Here is a 24,673-nt window from a genome sequence, read left to right as displayed (position 1 = left end):
ATGAAAAGATGCATAAAAAGTATTTCCATAAGTACTGGTATGTACTGATCCTGTTCTGGCTTGCCCTGCCTGGTTTAGCTTTGGCGCAAAAAGCTTCGATAAAAACTGCGGACAAGCGCCTAGAAACCATATTTGAGGATGACAAGCCCAAACCCAGGGTTTTGCTATTAGGTGTTTTTCATTTTGCAGGCGAACAGGTGGATGCCAACACGACGCCGGCAAACCTCAGGGTGGATATGCTGTCGGCCGAACGGCAAAAGCAGATTGAACACCTGGTGCATCAACTAGCTGCGTTTAAGCCAACGAAGATCGTCATTGAAGATTCGCCCAGGCGCCAACACTATTATGATTCCCTTTATAATGCCTTTAAGGCGGGCAAGCTGCCTGCGGGTAAAGCTGCCTGGCCTGCAGACGAGACCATACAGTTGGCCTTTCGCCTTGCCAAACTAATGAACCACGAAACGCTATATCCTGCAGATGCCCAGGCTTTTCGTTTTAAGTTGAGTCACCAGGATTCGATTCTTACCTTTGAGAAGTATAAAGACCAGGGTGATTCTTCTTATACCTACTGGGATAAAGCCTACGAGGCAGAAAAGGCTTATGAAGATTCTCTTAATTTTCATTTGCCCTTAAATGAGTACCTCAGGTACCTGAATTCGCCGCAGCGACAGGCTAAAGCGATCGGCCGTTGGCTGGTGACCACCAAGCGCGGTAGTAACACTGAGCCTATCGGAGCTGATGGGTTTGTTACACGCTACTTTAATCGTAACGTAAGGATCTATTCCAATATCCAGCGTATCGTCACCAGTAAGCATGACAGGATATTGGTTATTTACGGTGCCACGCACATGTACCTGCTTAAACAATTATTTGAGGCCAGCCCTGAATTTATCGTAGAGGATGTGATGAAATATTTAAATTAACATTAGGTAACTTCAACAGCGTACAACTATGATCAGCTATTAGAAAAAGTATGAAAAAGTTATGGCCTATGGTATGGGTGCTTTGCACCTCCGGTGCGCTGGTACAGGGGAATAAGATGCTATCTAAACAGGAATATATAACCTTGTAACGTTTTCAACAAGTAAAAATGTAGATGGTCCCTTTGACTTGGCCGAAGAGAGGCATGTCATGTATTTTATCCTTACACAATAATTTCAATGGATCTGCACTAATAGCGTACTTCTAAAATTTACTTTTAAAAAAAGTTAGCATTAGCTTTTGTTATGTATTACGATCAGACTCGAATGTGATTTTCCAACTGATTCCAAATTTGTCGGTCACTATACCATAATGTGAAGACCAGAAAGTTTGAGCTATAGGCATTACTATTTTTCCGCCTTTGGACAATTCATCAAAAATACGGTAAGCATCTGCTTGGTTTTCGGTACTTACATATAAAAAGAAGTTATTCATAAACGTACCACGGACTTTTTCGTAAGTGCCGGGATTATCATTACCCATTAAAACCGTTTGAGAATTTATTTTTAATGTGCCATGCATGATCTGTTCATCAGCGGAGCCTGGAAAAAATCTCTTGGTTTCCTCAGGCATATCTTTATAACGGCCCATGTATAGAATTTCACCTCTAAAAACTTCTTCATAGAAACGAAACGCCTCTTCACAGTTATCTTTAAATACCAAATAAGGAGTAAATGTCAACATAGTTATTGATTCTTTATGAAAATTTATGAGGCGATATAAGCACAAGATACGCACATCAGTATTCTATATCCCCTCGTTATTGTTTGATTCTAATTTTAGTGGTCTTTGTTATCGGCTACCGGCAGGTATTAACGCTTTTAATAAAGTTTGATGCCAGGTTTTCGTTGCCTGATCGTAAATACTAAAATCAACGGCGAAATTGAAAATACCCCATGAAAAATGGTGTGCTTCCGCCTGTTGCCTGATATAGCTGAAATATAGCGCTCTGGATGTGGAATCGGCATGATCTCCGGCACCGAACTCACCTAAAAATACAGGGCGGTGATTTTTGTTGGCCCAGTCAGATACCATGTCCATTGTGTAGTTAATCGCATTCTTTTCCGCTTCCGTACCCTGCCACTTAGTTCCCACCCATTCAGGTTTTGCACTGGGGAACCAGGTTTCGCCCTGCATAGTAAATTGAATGGGGTCATAATAATGGAAGGTAAAGATGAGGTAACTATCTAACGGCAATTTTAGATCGGCTAAATGATATACCAGATTATAAAAAGGAGGTCCGACAATTACTGGGCGACTTGGGTTTGTTTCCCTGATGACGGCCAACGCCTCTTTAAAATATTCATTCCAAACGGCGTCAAGCTGGCCACGAGGTTCGGCCATAACTTCAAACATTACCTGCTGTGATCGGTGTTGATAACGTGTTGATAGTTGCTTCCATAAACTTAAAAAACGTTCGCGGTGAGTGGCAGGAGCTTTCATCAACTGCGCATCAAGATGATTATCGAGTATAATAGCTAGGTGGTTTTTTAAAGCTTCGGCAATGGCCCAGTCTATCCGGCCTAAAAATAGTGGGTCGATGTTATACGGAGGTTCGGTATTCATCCGGCTAATCCATTGAATAGGCAAACGTACCGCCGTAAAGCCTGCATCTTTAATTAATTTAAAATCGGCTGCTTGCAGAGTATGTCCCCAGGCGCCTTCTTTTGGTGCGTCAAAAGTGTAGGCAATATTGATGGTTTTTGACAGATAACCGTTAGCAGTATAAATATCTACAGCTTTCGGGTTGTTCATCTTCTGAGCACAAACCGTAAAACAGGAACCTACCAGTATTAAAACATGAAGGCTTAATATCTTATAAAGGCGATACATAAAACTAATATAACCTACAATATATCAAGATAAAGCAATTGTCGGTAAAAGCGACCTTTTAGACGGTGAAAGTCGGAAAATAACTGGTAAATAATTATGTTATCTCCAACCCATCAAAATGTGAACTGGCTGAAATATATAGAACAAAACAGCGCAACGCTTCAAGGTAAGTTGTTTATAAATCTTTACTGGCTCGTAACAGAAACTTTGTGAACAAAAAATAACAAATATCACTTGACAAAGGCTTAAGAGATATCAAACTACCGAATTGCCGCCAAACGTAACCGCTAATCAGCAGGTATTCCGCTATACTTGCTAAGTATTTGTAACGATTATAATGATACGGAAATTCCTTCAAACTAAAACTTTAGATTTGAATAAATTGCTAGTTATGAAACATTTAATCATCGCTGTCCTTTGTTTTACCACCATGTTTGCCCAAGCCCAAAAGCACTTTAACCCAGCTTTGAAAAAGCAACTGGATAGCGTAATGTTGCTTGATCAAAAATACCGCGACACTTTAACCTGGTTAATGACTCCTGATAAGGTAGCTGCCACGACCAAAAGTTTAAGAATGAGCGCCAGCCAGGCTATTAACCATTACAGTAAATTGCAAAAAGATATTGATTCTACTAATACCCTGTTTGTTGAAGCCATATTCAAAAGATACGGCTATCCGGGTAAAAGCTTGGTTGGAGACAGTACCAGTGAGGCGGCATGGTACGTTATACAGCACAGTAAAAAAATAGATGATTATATCCCGGTAATTAAAAAAGCGGCCGAGACACATGAATTGACTTTCAGGCTATACGCCATGATGCTCGACCGCTACCTGATGAGTAAAAACCAGGAGCAGGTATACGGCAGCCAAATGACTATGCGTACTCTCAAAGCTACTAAAAAAAGGGAATGGATAGTTTGGCCGATAAAAGATCTCAAAAATGTAAATGCGCTACGCAAAAAAGCCGGTTTCAAAGACACTGTGGAAGAAAATGCAGCGAATCTGGATGTAAAATACCGTGTGATTAAGCTCGATGAAATTATGATGTGACGTTATATGTGGATATTCCGCTAATCATGTCGATAGCAGCCCGGGCAGACCCACTAAATACATCCTAAAAAAGCACCTTACTAGGTGAGCGATGTCTGAAGGTAAGACAGTCGGTATCTCACATTATTCCAGATCTTGCAATTTTATCTGACTGGCGCGTTTAAAATTGTTATTTATAATCTTCAACTTTCGATCAATAAAAACACTTTTTGGTAAGGTGGATATGTTGTATTTTTTCTTCAGATACTTTCCTTGTATATCATCCGCAAAGAGATTGACCATTTTTAATTGGTGCTTTGCCGATAGGTTTTTCCATGCATCGATAGGGCTATCTATACAAACGTTAATCACGACAAGATTTTTACTGGCTTTATAAGTGTCGTACAATTTATTTTCCAACGGAAATTCCTGTATGCAGGGTGCACACCAACTGGCCCAGAAATTAACAACAATCAAATGATCTGCAAATTGAGATAGCTCAACGGTATCACCAGTAATGCTTACAAGCCGGAATTCAGGAGCTTTCTTTCCTGTCAACGGCAATGAGAACCTGGCGTTACTTATCGAATCCAAAATCCTTTTGTTTTCTGGATTTACAAAAGTGACTTGACGGAGCAACTTCTCATAATTAATCTTGGAGCGCGCATAGGCATCATATAGCAGACGCATTTTCACAACGTCGCCAATTTCAGATTTTCCGCATTTATCCTGAGCCGCCGCAAGCATGGTAACCGAAAGCAAAGAATCGGCTTTACTTTCATTAATAGCGATGTCTCTTAACCGAAACACGGCATACCATAAATATTCAGTACTTAATGGTATTGCCTGTCCTACCAGTGGGGTTTCGCTGTCAAAATTGAAATATTTATCGTCTAGCCTTATTTTCTGCCCCGACTTAAAAGCTTTGTCAAACGGCACATGGTGCTTTAAGAAAGCGTTGTTATACATCAGTCTCCAGTATTCCTGTTTTTTGAATGTTGAAGATAAAGGCTGTTTGTAATTTTCAAGGAAGTTCAGATTAATCCTATTAATGGAATCTGCCAGTGCAGGAAACTTGTTAAAATCTTTAATCTGGTTTCCGACTTGGTAATAGATCTGATTACTCTGGGCGCCCTGAAAATAAGCGCTATAATAATTGTTCTCGGCAGAAAGATCACCTGTAAAGCTTAATTTTAGTGGCGTGTCACTCTCAATGGTACATTTTACCGTTTTTCCCGGCGCATTGTAAATTCTAAATGGTAGTGAGGTGAATTGAATAAAGTCAGGGTAATTCATTTTTATCTTGAACGTAGCAGATTTACCTGGATCGATAACTTCTTCTACCACTTTCTCCGATACTGGAAGATAAAACGATATGACTCCTTTTAGTTTAATAGTATCGTTAGTCTGATTTGTTACAGTGGTCACCGCTTCCTCGCTTCTCAAGCTAACATCTGTTCCCAACAAGCGATTCCGGCCCTTAGGGTAATCTAATTTTTGCGCTGTAGTAGTTGAAAAAATCGCACATGATATTATTATCAGAATGAATGACCGCATATACAAAACTAATATTTTAGTTCAATAAAGCAAATCTTGTTTTATCTGCACATCCCGCCACATTACCGCTTAAACAACCGGAGCTCAAAACAGGAAAATTGTCAAGGGCCGCGGCGATAGCCGCGGTTTATTATACCCTTGACTGTTTTCCTGTGTCGCTAACTTTGTGTCGGCGGTGTTGTGGTTTTTTATGTGCGGCTGGAAAGCTGGCGTGTATGAGGAACGAATACTTGCCAGCGTGCGGCGGCGAGGCTGGCTGCGAAATGAAACCCGGCGCATAGCGCGTGGTGCAATGCAATAGCCTGCCGAAGCAGCCTGGCTCGCTACAAATATTTATTGGTCAAATGGCTTTCGCCAATATCATTATCGCTTCCTGTTCAATGCTTTCAAACTATCCGTTTCCCTTTCCAACTGTTTAATCCGCAATGCTGTTACCAGCGTTTCTTCATACCGCTCTATACTGTCTGCCCGAAAGCTTTTGACAGCCGGTACATTCAAACTGTCCAGTTGGGTTTGTAATTCCTGCTTTTTAACGCTATCGCTGGTCAAATAATTCCAGTACCAGGCAATCCGGTAACGACTGTTCTGGCTATTCCTATACCAGTTACGGAAACCGAACCAACTAATAAGGCCGACGATAATTGCCAATGCGCTCAAGTACATTCCCCGTTTAGCCACTACCTTGAAAAATCCCTTGCCACTGTCCTCCGGCAATACCAGTATCCTGTTCTTACTAAAAGCTGCATTTAACAACTGCACAACAGCCGTTTTGATATTTTCCATTCCCTCACTGGCTATTCTGGATATCGGTAATGTACTTGGCGCAGGTACCGTAACTTCTATTTTTTGGTACTTCTGCTCAAAGCTGCTGATCAGCTTTTGCGTCTGCTGATTCTTTTCGGCAATAAGCTCATTTTTCTGGTAGAGCTGTTTTTGCTGCTCTTTGATGAAATCTTTGATTTCTTTGATCTCCGTTACATTATCACTAAGTACAGATGTCAAGGTTTTTTCATCCATTGGGGTTTCTTCATTTGGTTTCATGATGTTATCTTAAATAATTCATAAAATTTGTTTGTTGTTAATTCTACATACTTACCGGCTGATGCTCTTGGTATGCTGACGTCCTTGCTGCTTTTCCTTTTCCTGCTGTTGCTGTTTTTTCAGTTCCTCCTGCTGTTGCATTAGTAGTTGCGCCTGCCTGTTTTGTTCCTGCTGGCGTAAAAGCTGTTCCTGTTTGAGCTTTTTTTCAATATCCATCAGGGCGTAGCCGACCTGGCTGCCTTTGAAGCGAACTTGCTGCGCGTCGGTAAAAGCGATACCCCGGCCCAGCTCCACTTCGTAGCCCTGCTGCTCCATGTACTTTTTTACCTGCTGTACATCTTTACTTTGTTTGATGGCTGCTTGCAAATGTTTTTTCAAAGCTTCCTTACGGTTGTCGATCCGTTGGCTGTGTGATTTTCGTTGCTCCGGCTTTAAGAACTTATTCGGGCTTAAGACCTGCTGTAAATTGTATTCCAGCTCCATCTTACGGGCGAACTCCGCCATATGCTTATAACTGTTGCTGTCGCTGGCGGTCTTACCGTCAAAACCGATCCGGTTGGCAACCACATGCAAATGCTCGTGCTGGGTATCCTGGTGTGCAACTACTACATACTGGTGCTCTTTGAAATCAAACTTTTCGGCCAGCTTTTCTACCATGTCGATCTTGTCCTGCAAGCCTAAAGTCCCGGCATCGCTATGTGCGAAGCTCAGTGAAAAATGAAACACCGGCTTGGACTGGTCAGGGTTGAGCTTGGCCACTTCAATCATCTCGCGTACCAGTTCCAGCCTGGTGCCGAAGCATTGGTTGTAAGCAATCACCTCCACTTGCTTCTTTTCCAGTTCCTGCATTTGCAGTGCTTTGCTTTCTTGCCGCCTGCCCTCAAAGAGATAGTGCAAGACGCCACGAAAACTTTTACCTGTGCCTACTTTCCCGATCATGATACATAGCCGTTGATGTTCTTCACTAAGCCTCGCAGGCTGCGCACATCCTGGTCGAGCAAAGCTCTCTCCATCGCATCCAGGTCATCTCCCCGGTTGCATTTTTTAGCGATCTGGTTCAGGTTGGCGGCGATGTGATTGAGCGTGCCGCGCATTTCCAGAACAGGCCTGGGCAGGCTCTTTACCCTGACCTCAATTCGCGTACTTAATCCCAGGTTCCGCAGGAACACGGATGAGCTCAGGCCAACGCGTTTAGCGTTGGCTTCAATGATCTTTTTTTCTACGAGCGTGCACATTACGCTCACCGTAGCGCGCCGCTTGTGCGGCACCTTCGGCCTGCCGCCCCGATTTACCCGGCCTGCCGGGGCCGGGTTTACTACTGTACTTTCTACCTTTTTAACTGCACTTTCCATAAGCTTTAATTCGTTAAAAAACTTCAAAAACTCCCCCCGAATGCGATAGCATGAGCGGGGGCCAGCAAGTTTCGGCATGGCCGAAACATAGCTCATACTTTAGCAGGGTAATTCAGGAGATAGGTCAATGAGTAACTAACACAAACCTGCAGCGTCTCAAAGGATGCATGCGTAGCAAGATCTTACCATCCCGATCAAAGGATTATACGAGATGGGAATCGAGAGTACCAAACATTAACCTGCAGCGTCTCAAAGGATGCATGTATAGCGAGATACGACCTTGATTTCCGCCATGTAAACAGGAGTTCCGGCCCGAGAGTACCTAACATAGCTTTGCAGCATGAACAATGCATGTCTAGCCAGATATTGCCTCCCCGGTTCTCCTGTTTCGTTTATTTGTAATGCAATTACCAACTAAGGATATTGATATAGAGAGGAACGGCAAAAGAGCATCCACATAGCCTGCTGGCACCAATATGAAGGTGTACGCCTGAGCAAGAACCTGCCTTTGCCTGGTTTCCTTATCCATGAGTCTCAATAGTATTTTAAGCCGGGGATACTTCCCTGAGCCTGTGTAGTATATGAGTATAGACTGTGGGATATATCTCTCTGTCAATTCCTGAACAAATCAATATGAGTAAGAAAACAACCTTGAAACAATGCCTGGGAATCGACGTATCGATGAAGAAGATCGATTGCTGCCTGTCCTTTTATACCGGGGAACTGAAGATCAAAGTATTGGCAACCTCCGGTTTTGATAACAATCCGGGCGGGTTCGTCAAACTGCGCGAATGGCTTGGCAGAAAACAGGATAACGGCCTGCCGCTTTATGTCAATATGGAAGCGACCGGTACCTATCACGAAGAGGCTGCCTATTTCCTTGCCGGTGTAGGTTACCGGCTAAGCATCATCCAGCCGACCAAAGGAAAGCAGTATGCCAAAAGCCTGGATGAGAAGAACAAGACCGACAAGATCGATGCCGGAATGCTGGCCCGTATGGGCCTGGAACGGGAGCTGACGCTTTGGAACCGGCCCGATGAACAGCTGCGCCTGCTGAAAAGAATGAGCAGGGAACGCATCGGCCTGATCAGGGACAGAAACGCCCTAACTAACCAATTGCATGCCCTGAACCATTCGTTCGAGGCCTTCGGGGATAGCGTGGAGCGCCTAAAAGAACGCATCGCTCTAGCAACCAAGCAACTTGGGGAGATCGAACTGCAGATGCGTGAAATGGCTGAAAGCGACCCGAAACTGTGGAAGCGGATCAGCCATGCCATTACGATACCCGCAGTCAACTTTGTGACAGCTATCACGGTCATCGATGAAACCGATGGGTTTGCTAACATAGGGAACCGCCGGCAGCTGGTCAGTTATGTCGGTCTGGATGTGGTGATGAAAGAATCAGGTACGCTTACCTGGCGGCCTCATATATCCAAACGGGGCAATGCCTATATCAGGGCAGGGTTATACATGGCCGCAGTAAGTTCTATCATTCACAATAAAACCTTAAAGACCTATTTTAACCGGCTGAAGGATAATGGCAAACCCGGAAAAACCGGTATCGTTGCCCTGGAACGAAAGCTGCTGGTGCTGATCTATACGCTTTATAAAAACGGTCAGGATTATATCCCGGACCATCGGTAGCGTTAAAAGGTAAGGCAAGGCATCGTTATAAAAAGAATAGCCCGCTTCGCGGGCTATAGTAGATGGTCTTTGCCCTAATGGTAGGGCATAACCTCTGATATGGTAAAGATAAGTATTATTCTGTTCCCGTGATAACACGCACCGATCTTAGGGCCTGTACTGCTGGCCCTGCGACTTTTTCTTTCTTTTTTTCTTTTGCCCGTCATCATGATCCGGGACGATATTTGCTCCTGGCATGTATACCGGTTCCAGCATTACTTCCAGGAAACCAGCCGCTGTCTTGCCTATGGCAGCCAGCATATCTCCTGTAGTCTGAAACAAACCTCCAGCAACACCCTGGGCAAGTTCATTAGCTACCGATCTGCTCTGGTAATTCTGCGAAGCACCTTCGGATAGCAAACCGAGCTGTTCCCGCTGGGATAGCTTGCCGTTCTTTTGGACATTGGCGTAAGCCAATGTGTCTTTTAGCTGCCGGTCAAACGAAAACAAACTATCGAAAAGCGTTTCCCCGCTTTGCTTGAAAGCCACCCGGTCAAACTGCCCCATCTTTTTAGAGTGCTCTGCATTCCTGCCCCGTGAGTTATTCATCGGGCTGAGTTTAATACTGTTGGTCGCATCTTTCCTGCTAACAATGACCTGTACATGCATTTGCTCACCTTCCTTACGGTCACCGCGCATTTTAAGCCCTTGTTTCACCTCCGGGTCTTTGTGGCCGTAATAACGGTAGTTTTCCAGCTTGGCGAACCATACCAGGTCTTCATGGCTGGTCACACCACCCCGGTTAAAGTTCTGCGCATAGGCATCCATCACGCGGACGGCAAACCCTTTCATTTGTTCTTTAGCACCGTCCTCGCCATATTGCTCTTTTAAAAACGCGATCTCTTTATGGCTCGGGCTGATATTGACCAGGAAGAACTTAGCATCGTCTCTACCAAGCTTTGCAATATTACCATCGATCTTTCGCATGACCTCGTAAGGCTCAATCCTGATCTGCTGACCGTTGAACCAGTAATCGGGCTGCTGTTTATTATCCAGCCGGTTTTCTTTTTCGAGGTAATGGACCAGCCCGTTACTGCTACCTTTGTTCGCTGCTTCTTTGTTGTCAGTGATATTGATAAACATAAGAGTTGCTATTAGTTAAGTCTATCCCTCACAGTAAACTGATCTGCACTTTGGTAACTGAGATCAGTTCTTCTTTTTCCCTGCCCGATGTCATCATGCCAAACGCATCCCTGGACTTGATATAACTGTCCAGGATGAACAGGAACTGCGCTTTCAGCTGTTCCCTGCTCTTTTGGTTCTTCCTGATCGTTTCCATGAGCGTATCCATCTCGGTGAACTTGCGCACCTGGGCGTTTTGATTGTTCAGCAGGTCCGTATTCGCTTTAAGCACCTGGGTATTGAAGCGCTCGATGAGCTGTCCCTGTGAGGCGATCATCTGGTCCGTTTCAGTTTTGATCGGGATGAGCAGCATGTCTTCCTGCTTTCTGATGAAGCCGATGTAATCCTTATGATTCTTCATCAGCGCATTCTTTAACAGCTCATCATTCAGGTCCAGCGGATCTTTTTTGCTTTTGTAGAAGTAGTCCACCATCTGAATGAATACCTGACGCTTTGTTCGCCCAAGCTTCAGGGCGATCTTTTCTAACTTCTGGTCGACCGCCATAGGGTATCTGACCGATCTGACATTGATATCTTCCATCGTAAATCCTTTCTTAATGACGGCATAGCTGTTTACACAGTTATGCCTTTATACCGATATACAGGATACCGCGAAGTATCCTTTTTTCTTTTCTTTCACCGGCTAAAACGTGCTCAAGTATCCCCGGAGGATACGCAAAACCCCCATAGCGAAGCGTAGGGCAAGCAAAGTAGGGCTCTGCCCAACTTCCGCTTGCTCCTTTTCTTTTGCAAGAAAAGGACGCGCTTTAGAACTGTTGCCGCCGCCGAACCGGCGGACGGCTCCAAGGAACCCATGAAAAAAAACGCTGAAAAATTTGCTTTTCATAATAGTATCTGGCTCACACGTTGGGGCAAAGCCCCTCGTGTTCTGTTCATGCTGCCTTTGGCAGCACCGGTCAAGCTTGCTTGACCTGCGGTTTGCGGCTGGCTGGTTCAAGCTTGCTTGAGCCGCTCCCGCAACAGCTTCATGTCAGAGCTAACTTTTTTCTTTTTCACCTTGGAATAGATTTGAGTGGTGCGAATGCTGGAATGCCCAAGCATTTTAGATACGCTTTCCATCGGCACGCCATTTTCTAAGGTCACCGTTGTGGCAAACGTATGGCGTGCAATATGGTACGTCAGGTCAAAGTTGAGCTTTGCTTCCCTGCTGATTTTCTTAAGGTAGCGGTTAGTGGTTTGATTGGAGTAAACCGGGAACACCGTTCCAGAACTCACGGCCATAGGGTGGCCTTTGTATTTCCGGATTAAAGCGATGGCTTCCGGTAACAAGAGCACATAAAACTTTTTACCCGAAAAATTAGCGGTCTTTTGCCTGACCATCTCAATCCACTTTTCGCCTTCGATGTCTGTCACCAGATGGTCGTCGCTAAGCTGGCATATGTCAGCAAAGGCCAGTCCGGTGTAACAGCTGAAAACAAAATTATCACGGATGATTTGCAGGCCATCACTATCCAGTTCCAAATTCTTGACTGCTTCCAGTTCCTCCTGTTCCAGGCATTGCCTGTCCTTATTGACCATGTGCCGTTCGAAGCGTATAAAAGGGTCTTTAACGATCCAGTCGTTCTTCAAGGCAATGTTCATCATCTTGCGCAAACGCTCAATGTGTTTCATCACTGTATTGTTGCTGCACGGGCGTTGCCCCTTGTCCGGCTCCCGCTGGCGCAAATAGATTTCGAAGTCAATCACGAACCTATAGTCCAGTTGGGACAGGTAAATGTCTTTGCGCTTCTTTTTCTTGATCAGGAATTCTTTGACGTAGCGTTCGGTACTGTAGTAGTTTTTCATGGTACCGGGTTCAAGCAGCTTTTTGATCTCGGTATTATGGTAGGTCATTAGCCACAATAGCGTGGTTTGCTCTTCCTCAATACCTTCGATTTTAGCTTTGATAGCATCGGCACTTAAAATTTGTTTGTCATACCGCAGGACGTCATAAGCGGCATTGATCTCATTGCGCATTTGCCGGATCTTTTCCCGCGTGTCCTTGGATTCCACGTCAGTGCCATTCAGTTTTTGCCCTAACTGATCCCATGCATTGATACTGACACGCCGCTTTAAAGAAATGTCCACAAACTTGCTGTTGACAGTGATACGCACGTAAATCGGCGCGTTTCCCTTGCTTGCCTTATCTTTTTTTAGAAAAAAGTTAATGCTGAATGAATTTGTCGTTTTCATCGATTCCTACTCCTTTTAATCTATTTTGATATACTTATCCGCTTTGTGGATTCTGCCTCAACCCTCAAAACAGTTCAAATACGCATAAATTAAATTCAAGTAACTGATAATCAGTTATTTGAAAAACGCATCGATCAATAATACAAATAAAAAACAGGGTGTGGAATAGGGCATTTTTACTTTGATATTGAATGCCTCAATTTGATAGGAAAAATTTTTATTAAATGAAAAAACCCTCTAAATCATACAATCTAGAGGGTTTTTAACTCGATTTGGTATCGCTGTTGTCGGGATGGCAGGACGATTGTCTTACCCCTTAACTTGTTGATTATGTTTTAGTTATCAAGCAAACCTATAAAATGGTTACCGAATAGGTCTCATTTTAAATACCCCACTTTGATTCCAGTTGCATTATAAATTGCTTATAACAAATAGTCAATGAACTTAATACACAAATATAATGAATGTTTTTGCTTTTTTAAAGCATATTAATCGCCGTCCTTTTCGTCTAAAGCACAACAGCCGCATAATTACCATGTAAGCAACCGAAAGCGCTTAGCCTGATAAACTGTCAAGGCCGGGGCCAACCGCTGAAAAGTGGACAACATGGCACCGCTGCGTATAGCCTTGACCGGTTATTTCGGCGTGAGCTATCTTTGCGGATATGGTGATTGTGGGCATCTTATAAATTGTGTCCGTTATCGGGGTTTATGGGATTGATTACAATACTTTCCGTGGAACCTGTTATGGTAGGTGACCGTTGATGAGCTGAATTTGTGCCTGATTTTGATTCTAACTCCTTTGCCAATTTGTGATCGCTGCTCCAATTCCCAGATTGCAAATAATAATTGAATGTTACTACAGCATTCTTTACGGCAATGTATAGAGGTTTTAGCACCAATTTTTCAATGCTACAAGTGCTGTTGAGCACAAAAATATCGTCATCCACATTGCCAATATCCATATAATTGAAAGGCGGTAAGGTACCATTATGCGTTGCTACCGACCTGTATTTCGAGTAAAAGTCTGTAATAACCATGTCCGACAACCCCAGTTTGAATAATACAGTATGGTTCAAAATATAAAAGTGGTGGGCTGCTTTTTCAATTATTCTCTTTTCACCGTCAACTTCAAATTCCATATTGGTGCCTCTAAAATAAGCACCCATTGTGTCAATAATAGATGATAAGAGAATTAATGCAGGCATACCTAGGATGCCTGCATCCGTAGTCTCCCATTTCTCATTGTTGGATTTGTCATACCCAAAACAAAAGTCCAAGGCTATAAGGGTTTCCTTAATTGATGTTATTGTAGATTCTTTGTAATTGTTGATCTGTGCCATAAATTAAATTATTTTATCTTGAATCATATCAGTACTGCTTTCCATTTGTAACAATTTTTTCAAATAGGAGATTATGAGCTTTTCCCTTTTATTAAAAACCTCTATAAAGTTGCCTAGCGAAAGGTCAACGTTTGGCAAATAGTGCTTCTTTCTAAAGTCCTTTATTTCATCCTCGTTGTAAAGTGACGTTAGCCATGTGTCAAATTCTTTATTCTGTTTTTCAATATTTGGAATAGCATCCAGTAATTGAAGATTACCTAAAAAGTCAGTATAAGATACGTAAGTTTCAATATCATCTTTGGCAATTCCTTTTTTCTTTAAATGCCGTTCGGTCATCTTGCTTTTCGGATAAATATGGTCAATGTGAAACTTATTCCTAAAATCTAATGATGGATACAATAGTGAAAGTACAGCAAATGTGCCGCTCTGCCCGTATTTGGACCATGTTAGGTTTTCTATATCTTCATCGGTAAATAATAAGGTTTTATTAGTGCCTTTAAACTGATCGATTATATGATTAAGCGGGAAGCTTCCTGGTTTTTCCTGTATAGCCTTACGAACGATACGAAGTACATTATCAGATTGACCACCAAATACGCGCTTTAAAAGCGAGAAGATTAGCCACTTTTTCAGGTCAGCCCTATCTTGTATATAATGGGTCGATACCTCGTAGTTTTCGGGAAGGCCTATTGATTTAAGGTAATAAGCTATCGGCACTATTGCATTGTTCGATGTTAATGTATCGCGATTAAAACCGAAACTGGAAATGAGATTTACAGCTAAGCGAATTGATTTAGTTATTACGTCCCAATCCTTTTCAATCTTCAACATATTGGATTTGTTGAAGTTATCGACCTTGAATGCAATATTGGGGAAGTCATTTAGCACCAAGCATGTTTTTAGTACAAAGTCCTTGTTGAAATTAAAACCTCCGTCGATCTCATTGATCTCATCTACAAATTTTGTGATCTCCTCCCGCGCATCTTTGTGCTGCCATTGGGCGGTAGCAATGGAGAGAAGCAGGTCGGAATAACTTAAAATCGTGCCGCCACTGTTGATACGGATAAATATATTAAGTACCTTATCAAGTACGGGGCTACTTTCTAAATAGTAGCTGATTGTTGGCTTTAAGTGGATGATTTGATTTAGCTTTGATAACGCTTGATTAGCAAAAATCGCTTTCTCTTTGCAGTGGTTAGTGAAAATGTCATTCTCAAGCAGATACTGATTGACCTGATGTAATTCTTTTAAATCAAGAATCTTACCAACTGGAAACCAAAAATGGTTTTCATCGTTTGCACCCGCCTCTTTCGGTGTTAAAAACAAAAAAGAAAACTCCAGTTCGGGATTGTCAGAGGGTGACAACAAATTTAAGTAAAGCTTTCTTTCCGGGTATGCCTGACTATTATCGTATCTTTTTCTCGGTAATTTAAACGCATAGCTTCCTTTTAAACCAATATAAAGTGAAGTAAGCCGCTGCTGACCATCAAGGACAGCAATAATCTCTTCTTCTCCGCCAACATTTGCTTTAGGGTTATGACGTTTATTACGTTCGTGGTAGTCTCTTAAAAACTCGTAAAATTCATACTCCTTAACATGCTCTTTTTGAACTTTCCAAAATAAAAAAGAGTTAATGGGATAGTCACGCATCAGACTATCAAAGAGACGTTCTATTTGAAACGTGCTCCAAACAAATTCTCTCTGAATAGCTGGCAATAAGTATTTTTTCTGATGAACATCATTAATTACATCAGCAATGGGAAGTGCAGTCTGGTAAGACATAATTTGATAAGGCTAATATTTGATTGTAATATTATAAAATATTACCTATAACAAAAAGTACCCTGACCAATTACTACGACCTCGGCAAACGGCGATAGCGGTTTGCCTTGCAGCGAGGCTGACGGCGTAAGTATGGAGCCGTTTGCCGCAGCTGCTGCCCCTCACTGGCTAATCTTTGCTTTCACTACATTACGGTCATAAGCCAGTCTGCTTTTGTTCCTATCTGAAAAGAAAACCGGGTGCCTTGCAGCTAGCTTGCCTAGCACATCGTTATCGAACTCCTCAAAATTCTCTGTCAAGGCCGTTATTCGGTTGCCATGGTCCAGCATCCAGTTCAGCAGTTCATCGTCCTCCATGCTACTCATCAGATGACAATACCCTGCCTCTTCGTCAAAAATGAAAAGGTGTGGCTTATGTGCTACAGGCACAACGCGGCTACCCACCGTTACTTCCACTGAAAGCTTCAGATAATCTCTGTGTATGGTCAACAGGAATCTAAGGCTTGGGCGCTCCAAGCTGTATCTGCACGGCCTCATAAACCTTTTCGCAGGCTTTTCTCTTAAATAGCGAAAATGGTACAGCAAATAGCTGTGATTATATGGACAATCTACCAGAAGCAACAATGCTTTCTGCCACAGACTGAGGATGGCCTCTTCAGCTTGCCGCCACAGCTGTTTGTCTCCCGCATCACTCTTGTAAGTCAACGGTCGCATGAGTTCATACATGGTTTTGCTGTAAGCATTCAACTGTTGATAGTACAGATGGTCATTGTTTTGCTTTGGGCCTCTGTCCAGCAGAACGAATGACGAGAAGGTATCTACATTCAGACCGGTCTTGTTGGTTTTTCCATAAAAAGGTATTAGCACGGGATAGTGGCGGTTGCGAAAAGCATCAGGTGCATAGCATAAAGCATAAGCATACACCGCAGTACCTCCAGCTTTAATAGTGAACTTATTACTCGAATGTTCTGTCAACGCCGGAAAGCCGTATGGTTCCAGGCTGATCCCGCTGCGGTAAAGTGCGCCATACTCCGGTTTAGCCTCCACGCAAATCTTTCCACGTAGGATTTCGATATTCAAAAATCTCTGTGCTGCCTCATAGCTGTAGAAACCCGGCCAGTACAAGCGCTGGCAACTAAAGCGCTCACTAAACCAGGTTAAGTAATACAGGGTGATGAAGGCATGGAAACAAAGCTTCTCACCCGGCATACCACACGTGCAGGCCACGTGCAGCTCGTCGATCTCGGCATGCAGGTACAAGTGATAAATTGCATTATCGTTCATCTTGAGCTTAATGGTAGCAATACCATTTTCAAAGCTGATGAACTCCTCCTGATTACCCATATAAGCCTTTCTTCCTTTAGGCGGCTGGAAATGCTTATACAACTCTTCCCTGGTGAGCAGTTGATCCGGCTGGGTCAGCGCTATGGGATAGAAAAACAGGCCCGCTGGAATGATAGTAGCCATTTTTCTTTTTTTGCGGTTCATGTCAGTCTTTGCTTTCGTTTACGGAATAAGTGTTTGGTAAAGCTTCCCCGCCTAGGCTGATACGCCGCGCATTAAGCCAGTCAAGGCACAGGTTTTCTGCGACGTTCACAAAGGCATCTACCCGTTCCAGTAGCTTTATGGCATCCTCTTTGGTAATGTGAAAATCTTCTTTGTAACGGGCATTGCCATAGCTGTCCGAAAGCAGTTGAAAAAGCCTGATGGAATCGGTGTTCTCGGATAGGAAGATGCCAGCCGGTTTGTCAGAAAAGCATTTGCATAAGTTGAGAAGCCTGTAGAGGTTATGCAGATCAATCCGGTAGCCCATGTGTACCTTGATGAGTGCGATACAAGCTTGCTCGACGGCTTGATGCAGCAGGAAGACGCCGTTTTCAAAGTACTCCTCCAGACGAATGCAGTTGGCGGAACTGTACAGAAATCCAAAGGCTATTTTCAGGTGATCATGATAACGCCGTTCTGCTTTTTGGAGCGTTGTCTCGGGGTTTAGTTTAGGAAAGGCAATATCGAAAATGGTTACCTGATCGTGATACATTTCTAAGCCGCCTACAAAAGCTGCTACAAAAAAGCGGTTGCCTTGAGCTATGGCATGACGAACATTCTCAAAGCTGTGCGCAATAGCCGTCACCTTGAAGCTTTTGTAGTGCGTGTTAATATACTGCTGTATCTCGTGTTCTACCCGTTCCGGTCCTTGGGTGACAAACAGTAAAAAATAATGGAGGTGAGTAAAAGAGGGTATATCGGCAAAGGCGCTGAAGTTAAAGGCTATGGTACCTTTCCGGGCGAAACACTGGATATGGGTAAGTTTATATTTATGAGCGAGGGTTTCGATGAGTACTAACATTTCCGTTGCCTGCTCCTCGGTCACATAATACTCAGATACCAGTTTTTCCACCGGGAACTCGTGGTTGAGTGCGGCTTTCAGGACATTTACTTTCTCGCGCTCCGCCTCTAGCAGCCGCTTGTACAGGGATTCGGTTAAGTTTTCTGCGCTGACCGGTATGCCGGAAACCCAGACGTTTTGGGCATTGATTGCGCTGTTCGTCAGGAACAGCTTTCCATTAAAGAAATTGATATTGTTCATAGCGACTGAATTTTGATAAAGGATTTAATCAAAATTCATGTTCCACCTTGGTGTACCGAACCCAAAGCGGGCGTATTTTACCCGATAAGGCGTTATCTTTACCGATGCATTTTCTTTGTATATTTGGATATGGAAACATCAGCTAAACCCTCAAACAATCACATCGGCAGGAAAATCGGTCGCATACGTGAAATGCGTGGTATCAAACAAGAGGCGCTTGCTTCCGAACTTGGCGTAAGTCAGCAAACGGTATCCCGTATGGAACAAAGTGAAAGTATTGAGGATGAGGTACTGGAAAAGATTGCTAAGGTTCTTGGTGTTCCTGCGGAAGCAATAAAGAACTTCAATGAGGATGCTGTAATTAATATAATAGCAAGCACGGTTAACAATCACGACCAATCAGCATCCGTTTTCTTTTACCCAACATTTAACCCCATTGATAAAATAATGGAGTTAGTAGAAGAGAACAAAAAGCTCTATGAACGCCTTCTACAGTCTGAAAAAGAAAAAAATGAGCTTTTACAGAAAAGTATTTCGGACAGGTAAAGAGAAATGTTATTTTAGCACCTGATAAGGTTTAGGTGGAGAGCCTCGGATAGCAATTATTCGGGGCTTTCTCTTTTAATGTTAATTATTCTTGAATTTTCATTAACTATAGGATAAAGGTTTTTCTAAATTTCGGAATTGGAAATTAACATGTTATCTTTCAAAGTCATTCCTAAACTGACTTATGAAACCCGGAACCTTATCTCTTACGAAAGTATTTGGCATTCTAATGGTGAATCTTTTGTTTTTTGCTGCTAACACATATGCACAGCGTGACACCACGCTGAATCAGCCTAATCAATCAGGAACGTTTGTAGCGCCTCATGCAATCAGGTTAGCGCCTGGCTTTAGTACAGCAGCCGGTCAAAGTTTCAGAGCCTATATTGATCCAAACATAAACCAATGTCAGCCACTGAACTTACAATTAAGTAATAATCAAAATTACATCGTTACCTATACACCTCTTGTTGCAGGAGTAACTAACCCGGCTGCAACCAATAATTCTGCTTGTAATGTGATGGTAGATGTCCAATATTTCGACGGTTTAGGAAGGCCATTGCAAAATATTGAAGTTAAGGGTAGCCCTACATTTCGTGACATCGTTCAGCCTATTGCCTATGATGCTTATAATAGAGAAACTACCAAATATTTATCTTACACTGTCAATTCATCGACATCAAGCAACGGTAGCTTTCAAACCAATGCTATTGCGGACCAAGGCTCGTTTTACGCCAATCCGACAAACCCAACAACGTGGAATGCACCAGGAGTACCTAAAATCAATTTCCCCTATATGGAAACCGGTTTTGAACCATCTCCTTTAAATCGCGTTTTGGAACAGGGATCTCCCGGTGATAATTGGCAACTTACCGGAAAGCCAGGAGCAACTAATCCAGGTCATACGGTAAAATATGAATATGCAACAAATGATGCTTCATCCTTAACATCTGGCAGTGGAAGGTGGGCAAAGATGTATGGTGTAGCACTCGATGCAAACGGAAAACCAACTTTAGTAGATCAAGGAAGCTATGGTGCAAATCAATTGTATGTCACAATTACGAAAGATCAGAATTGGGTAAATGCTGATGGAAAAGATGGCATAGTTGAAGAATATAAAGATAAACAGGGCAGGATTGTCTTAAACCGGGCGTATAACAATGGTGGCGTTGCACATTCGACTTACTTTGTGTTTGATGATATAGGTAATTTATCTTATGTACTTCCTCCTGCAATCGAGCCTGACAATGGTGGAATAACCCTAAGTGCATTAAGCAAGTTGGGGTATCAGTATCAGTATGATGGCCGAAATCGCGTCGTAGAAAAGAAAATCCCCGGTAAGGGACGTGAGTATACAGTCTTTAATAAGCTTGATCAGGCTGTTGCATACCAAGATTCAGTTTTAAGGTTGACTAATCAATGGTCTTTTACCAAATATGATGCATTTGGTAAGGTAGTACTAACCGGGGTTTGGAATAATGGGGGAACGGCAATTAGCAGAATTAACCTGCAATCCCAAGTGGATGCCATAAGCCAAAACTGGGAATCACGGGACAACAACAATGCAAGTAATTACTATTATTCATCGGTTAGTTTTCCTACCAATAATATACAAAAGGTTTTAACGGTTAATTATTATGATGATTATATTGTACCGAACCTTCCCAGTATCTATGATAAGCATTTAAGCTACAGTGCAATGACTAAAGGACTACTGACTATTGCACTCAGCAATGTCTTGGGAACATCAGATATGCTTTGGTCAGTACATTATTATGATGACAATGGCCGGCTTACAAAGACCTTTGCTCAACACTATTTGGGAGGCTCATCGAATCTCAACGTTGCTAATTACGACGAAACAAGCAATACGTACAATTTTACAGACGTGTTGATAGCTTCCACTCGCAACCATCATGTGTCCACTGGGGCACTTACAACGATTGTCGATAGTTTGGTCTATGATCATAGAGGCAGACAGATACAAGCATGGAATAGGATAAACAACGGGCCCAATACATTAACCTCTAAGCAAGATTATAATGAAGTCGGTCAAGTAAGGATCAAGCACCTGAATGCTACGAATTCGGGCGCATCATTTTTGCAGGACATTGGTTATTCCTATAATGAGCGAGGCTGGCTGACAAAGGACAGTTCAAGTTTGTTCGTGATGCAGCTGAAATATAACGATGGCACAAACCCTCAATTTAATGGCAATATTGCTAATCAGTACTGGGGAACAGGCAATTTGCTGTCCAAAAATTATGCTTATAACTATGACAAGCTAAACAGATTAACTGCTGGTATATCAAACGAAAATTTTACAGAACAAAATATCACCTATGATAAAGGAGGAAACCTTTTAACCTTGAGCAGAACAGACCCACGAATACCAGCAACAGTGAATCTTGTTTATCATTATGATGGGAATCAATTGAAAACCGTGGATAACTTAGTTAATAATCCCTATGAATATGACGGAAACGGAAATGCGACTTATGACTCAAGGAATGATGTACACGTTAGTTATAATTTTTTGAATCTTCCTCAAAATTTCACAGGGAGTAAAACTTTAGCTTACACTTACGACGCAGATGGAAATAAATTGCGGAGAGTGAGCAGTAATAGTTCCGTAGGTGCAACAGATTATGTAAACGGTATTCAATATAAGAATGGGGCAATTGAATACATTCGAACAACGGACGGCTTAGCCAGACGAAATCAAAGTAATGGAGATTACAGCTATGAGTACTCTCTTTCTGACCATCTAAGTAACTCGCGAGTTAGTTTCGACAACAATAATGGTACTGCCAGGATGATTCAGCAAGATGACTACTATCCTTATGGGTTAAACTACAACCGGTACGCATTCGGAAACAAGACCCCGTATTTGTACAACAAAAAGGAATTGCAAGAAGAACTTGGACAATATGATTACGGATCTCGCTTTTATGATCCGGTAATAGGTAGGTTCCTGGTGATCGATAAATATGCGGAGAAGTTTCAGGGAGTAAGCACGTATCAGTATGCGGCTTTAGATCCTATTAAGAACATAGATGTGAATGGCGACTCGGTTAAAACCGCGGAATCAACACCAATAGTTAAAGGAAAACACATCTATATAACAAGAACTACAACTATTACTGGTAAAGTTTATGATGCTACAGGACAGGGTAAGGCTGATGCGCTTGCAGGTGCACTTAATGATAAACTCAATAACTCAACCGGCTCTGAAACAGTTAAAAACAAGAATGGTACAGTGACGCACTATACTTACAAGATAGATTCCAAATTTACTGCTGCACACTCAGTAGAAGATGTCAAGCGGGGAGATAATGTTGTAGCCGTTGTTTCAAAGGTAACTGGCAAATCAGCTAATGGGGTTACAGATGCGGCGGGTGTCACCAACAAAGCTTATGGCTTAGTTGCTTTTGTTCAAGACTCGCCGATGGCTGCGTTGCTTGATTATGCTTACCATGAAGTGGGGCATGAACTAGGTTTTATAGACCATTTCGATGGTGATAAAACTGATCCTATGGATTATAACGGTGGCACTAATCACGGAAACAATTTTACAAATTGGGAGATGATAGGAATTTATGATAATAACAAAAATCCGAAGATTGATCGCGGATACAACCGTGCGATTATTACAAATCGGCAAAATGAAGGCGTAACGAACGACGTGTCAACAAACGAAAGGCCTTACACCGGTGATAGAAGACATGGAATGCTCATTATAAAACCAATTAAGAACTAATATGAAAATTCCAAAACTAATTTTACTACTTGACCTCCTATTAGCGTTTGGATGTAAACAAAATTCCGGGAACAAGGCAGTCGCTATTTTCGTCGATCCAGGAGGAGTAATGAAAATTGCAAATCGTCATGTACAAGTGTACCTTAATCATAAAAAGCTTGTCGACACTAGCATAAGCGCCGACGATTTGCATCCAGACAATGCAAAAATTCTAAAGTGTTTTGATATCGATTCGACAAAAGTGAACCTACTGTTGGTGCGTATAAATTCAAAAGAAGTAAAACTTGATTTAAACCGATATACATCGCAATGTCTAAACATTCATGCTACTTATGATGACGTCACTGTACTTAATAAGATAATTAAAGAAGCGGATGACGACTTAATATCTACAAAACATATAACCTTAGACGTTAAAAGGTTTACTGACAGTTTAATAGCTACTTATCCTGACAAAAAGTTTGATACTTTGATGTATCAGGTGGATTTAAAAAACTGTCCATGTCAAGTTAAGTAATGGGTGAGCTGCGGGGCTAGATAAATTCCAAGGTATGCCAGTCGGTGTTTAGCCAAAATGTATCGTGGGATTAGGTATGGCGGTCACGAAGTATGACTCCTTATGTTGCAGTTTATAAAATCGGACATAGTAAAAGGCAATCCTACCACTTACCTGAAATCATCTTAAGTTGTTCCCTAACACTGGCTGGCAGTTGCTCCAGTACCGTTTTTCGGTACTCATCGACTACCAAACCCTCTTTGGTGTTTACCAAGTGATGATAGTACTGGTAATCTTTTTCAAAGTAATAACCGGCAACATTGGTCAAATTTCCTGCCGACAGCAATCCATTCTTCACCTCGCTTTCACTCAAGTTCTTATATTCTGTTGCTATGTAAGCTACTATATCTCCAGCAATAAAGTAATTGATACAAAGATTGATACCCTTATTGATGCTGCCGTTTAAGACGTTTTCCTTGCATAGCACAATGGTTACTGGCTTACCCTTATAATCAATCGTATGGGCGCTCATTTTGACCAGATAGCCTCCGGCATTGTAGTGTCCCTGTACTTCGTCGGCCACCAGCTTTTGCACCACGTCGGCTTTCTGACCAATGAAGATTTGATGATCATCCTGCGCCTTAGCAACACAGGTAACCGTCAAAACATATGTCAGCAGAAGAATAGACCTGAACGAACCCATATTCATAGCTGAAAGTATGAATATGGGGTGATTTATCATAACGGTTTAACGTTTTTTATGCTGCTTGCGCAGCTCGTTTAATTGCTTCTTGGCTGTTTTGCTGCTTTCCTCAGCCTGCCTGGCCTGATACTCGGCTTCCAGCACCTGCTTTTGATGCTCGATATTGATTTCCGCCTGCTCAAGTAAAGAATCCTTGTTTACCACATAAGCGCTGTCTACCTGGTGACTGACCTCAGGATAAAAGCCCTTTACGACCTTGTATCTGTTTTCGTCATCGGCCCTGTGGCTGACGTTTACGAATAGAGCTACAACGACACCTGTCAATGTCACTACGGCGAGACTTAGCCCTAAGATTACCTTGATGACAAACTTAGCCTTGGTATCAAATTCAATTTTCGTCTTAACGGGAATTTCTTTAGGGATGGCAGTAACCTGATCTTTCACGCCAATGAGCAGCTCGCCATACTGGGAAAGTTGATTGCTGAAATCCAAAGTTTTCGTTTCCCTGAGCTCATTAATGCTTTTATCCATCTCTTTCATTTGCTGTGGCAAACTTTCCAATTCCAGGGTTTCTATCTTGCTTTGCCGCTTATCCAGTTCATTGACCTTTTTGGCAAAACTTTCAATGATCTCCTGCTGCATGTTATTCTGTGGTTGGTTTTCCATAAT

Annotated in this window: 21 protein-coding genes; 6 read left to right on the top strand and 15 right to left on the bottom strand. The window is 42.4% G+C overall.

From position 1 onward, the window contains the following. Positions 1–8: 8 nt before the first annotated feature. Positions 9–923 carry a DUF5694 domain-containing protein gene (locus HH214_RS18505; protein ID WP_169610149.1) on the top strand — a complete coding sequence of 305 codons (915 nt, stop codon included), beginning with the start codon at positions 9–11 and terminating at the stop codon, positions 921–923. Between the two features lie 301 nt (positions 924–1,224). Here the strand turns inward: HH214_RS18505 and HH214_RS18500 are convergent, their stop codons facing one another. Together HH214_RS18500 and HH214_RS18495 are read right to left on the bottom strand one after the other, a co-directional pair. Beyond that, entirely contained in the window at positions 1,225–1,665 is a 441-nt protein-coding gene (locus HH214_RS18500; protein ID WP_169610147.1) for a VOC family protein, read from the bottom strand. Positions 1,666–1,773: 108 nt separating this feature from the next. After that, positions 1,774–2,736, bottom strand: a complete 963-nt coding sequence (locus tag HH214_RS18495) for a glycoside hydrolase family 5 protein (protein WP_169610146.1) — start codon at positions 2,734–2,736, stop codon at positions 1,774–1,776. A 469-nt stretch (positions 2,737–3,205) separates the two neighbouring features. Between HH214_RS18495 and HH214_RS18490 the strand changes: the two genes are divergently transcribed. After that, positions 3,206–3,865, top strand: coding sequence for a DUF6624 domain-containing protein (locus tag HH214_RS18490; RefSeq protein ID WP_169610144.1), 660 nt, complete (start codon positions 3,206–3,208; stop codon positions 3,863–3,865). 123 nt (positions 3,866–3,988) lie between these two features. Here HH214_RS18490 and HH214_RS18485 read toward each other — a convergent pair whose 3' ends face one another. The 4 genes from HH214_RS18485 to HH214_RS18470 all read right to left on the bottom strand — a co-directional run bounded on the left by HH214_RS18485 (position 3,989) and on the right by HH214_RS18470 (position 7,794). Continuing rightward, the gene (locus tag HH214_RS18485; protein ID WP_169610142.1) at positions 3,989–5,308 is read right to left on the bottom strand and encodes a TlpA family protein disulfide reductase; all 1,320 of its coding nucleotides are present in this window, start codon (positions 5,306–5,308) and stop codon (positions 3,989–3,991) included. 456 nt (positions 5,309–5,764) lie between these two features. After that, positions 5,765–6,442, bottom strand: coding sequence for a hypothetical protein (locus HH214_RS18480; protein ID WP_169610140.1), 678 nt, complete (start codon positions 6,440–6,442; stop codon positions 5,765–5,767). A gap of 51 nt (positions 6,443–6,493) precedes the next feature. Continuing rightward, on the bottom strand, positions 6,494–7,381 hold the full coding sequence (locus tag HH214_RS18475; RefSeq protein WP_169610138.1) for a relaxase/mobilization nuclease domain-containing protein: 888 nt from the start codon (positions 7,379–7,381) through the stop codon (positions 6,494–6,496). Beyond that, the gene (locus HH214_RS18470; RefSeq protein WP_169610135.1) at positions 7,378–7,794 is read right to left on the bottom strand and encodes a plasmid mobilization protein; all 417 of its coding nucleotides are present in this window, start codon (positions 7,792–7,794) and stop codon (positions 7,378–7,380) included. Before HH214_RS18470 ends, HH214_RS18475 begins: the two co-directional genes overlap by 4 nt. Before the next feature lie 633 nt (positions 7,795–8,427). Between HH214_RS18470 and HH214_RS18465 the strand changes: the two genes are divergently transcribed. Then, positions 8,428–9,438 (top strand): IS110 family RNA-guided transposase, encoded by a 1,011-nt coding sequence (locus tag HH214_RS18465; RefSeq protein WP_169610133.1) that lies wholly within the window; start codon positions 8,428–8,430, stop codon positions 9,436–9,438. A 147-nt stretch (positions 9,439–9,585) separates the two neighbouring features. Here HH214_RS18465 and HH214_RS18460 read toward each other — a convergent pair whose 3' ends face one another. The 7 genes from HH214_RS18460 to HH214_RS18425 all read right to left on the bottom strand — a co-directional run bounded on the left by HH214_RS18460 (position 9,586) and on the right by HH214_RS18425 (position 18,502). Next, the gene (locus HH214_RS18460; protein WP_169610131.1) at positions 9,586–10,560 is read right to left on the bottom strand and encodes a DUF5712 family protein; all 975 of its coding nucleotides are present in this window, start codon (positions 10,558–10,560) and stop codon (positions 9,586–9,588) included. Positions 10,561–10,588: 28 nt separating this feature from the next. Next, positions 10,589–11,140, bottom strand: coding sequence for a BfmA/BtgA family mobilization protein (locus HH214_RS18455; protein WP_169610130.1), 552 nt, complete (start codon positions 11,138–11,140; stop codon positions 10,589–10,591). Between the two features lie 413 nt (positions 11,141–11,553). Next, entirely contained in the window at positions 11,554–12,792 is a 1,239-nt protein-coding gene (locus tag HH214_RS18445; protein WP_169610126.1) for a site-specific integrase, read from the bottom strand. Positions 12,793–13,474: 682 nt separating this feature from the next. Next, the gene (locus tag HH214_RS18440) at positions 13,475–14,134 is read right to left on the bottom strand and encodes a hypothetical protein (protein ID WP_169610124.1); all 660 of its coding nucleotides are present in this window, start codon (positions 14,132–14,134) and stop codon (positions 13,475–13,477) included. A gap of 3 nt (positions 14,135–14,137) precedes the next feature. Continuing rightward, the gene (locus tag HH214_RS18435; RefSeq protein WP_169610122.1) at positions 14,138–15,916 is read right to left on the bottom strand and encodes a DUF262 domain-containing protein; all 1,779 of its coding nucleotides are present in this window, start codon (positions 15,914–15,916) and stop codon (positions 14,138–14,140) included. 161 nt (positions 15,917–16,077) lie between these two features. After that, the gene (locus HH214_RS18430; RefSeq protein ID WP_169610121.1) at positions 16,078–17,301 is read right to left on the bottom strand and encodes a hypothetical protein; all 1,224 of its coding nucleotides are present in this window, start codon (positions 17,299–17,301) and stop codon (positions 16,078–16,080) included. Between the two features lie 103 nt (positions 17,302–17,404). Beyond that, entirely contained in the window at positions 17,405–18,502 is a 1,098-nt protein-coding gene (locus HH214_RS18425; protein ID WP_169610119.1) for a HEPN domain-containing protein, read from the bottom strand. 129 nt (positions 18,503–18,631) lie between these two features. Here HH214_RS18425 and HH214_RS18420 point away from each other — a divergent pair, with 129 nt between their 5' ends. The 3 genes from HH214_RS18420 to HH214_RS18410 all read left to right on the top strand — a co-directional run bounded on the left by HH214_RS18420 (position 18,632) and on the right by HH214_RS18410 (position 23,322). Then, positions 18,632–19,048: a helix-turn-helix domain-containing protein gene (locus HH214_RS18420; RefSeq protein ID WP_169610117.1), complete on the top strand. Its 417-nt coding sequence runs from the start codon at positions 18,632–18,634 to the stop codon at positions 19,046–19,048. Positions 19,049–19,232: 184 nt separating this feature from the next. After that, on the top strand, positions 19,233–22,805 hold the full coding sequence (locus tag HH214_RS18415) for a DUF6443 domain-containing protein (RefSeq protein ID WP_169610115.1): 3,573 nt from the start codon (positions 19,233–19,235) through the stop codon (positions 22,803–22,805). Between the two features lies 1 nt (position 22,806). Continuing rightward, a complete protein-coding gene (locus HH214_RS18410; protein ID WP_169610113.1) occupies positions 22,807–23,322 on the top strand; it encodes a hypothetical protein in 516 nt (171 codons plus the stop codon). A gap of 142 nt (positions 23,323–23,464) precedes the next feature. On the opposite strand, the gene HH214_RS18405 is transcribed toward HH214_RS18410, so the two are convergent. After that, positions 23,465–24,043, bottom strand: a complete 579-nt coding sequence (locus HH214_RS18405) for a hypothetical protein (protein WP_169610111.1) — start codon at positions 24,041–24,043, stop codon at positions 23,465–23,467. A gap of 6 nt (positions 24,044–24,049) precedes the next feature. Next, positions 24,050–24,670: a hypothetical protein gene (locus HH214_RS18400; protein WP_169610109.1), complete on the bottom strand. Its 621-nt coding sequence runs from the start codon at positions 24,668–24,670 to the stop codon at positions 24,050–24,052. Positions 24,671–24,673: the final 3 nt, after the last annotated feature.

Origin of the sequence: Mucilaginibacter robiniae (genome assembly GCF_012849215.1) — a bacterium.
GTDB lineage: Bacteria > Bacteroidota > Bacteroidia > Sphingobacteriales > Sphingobacteriaceae > Mucilaginibacter > Mucilaginibacter robiniae.
Note: the sequence above shows the minus strand (reverse complement) of the source record. Positions and strands in the feature narration are given on the sequence as shown.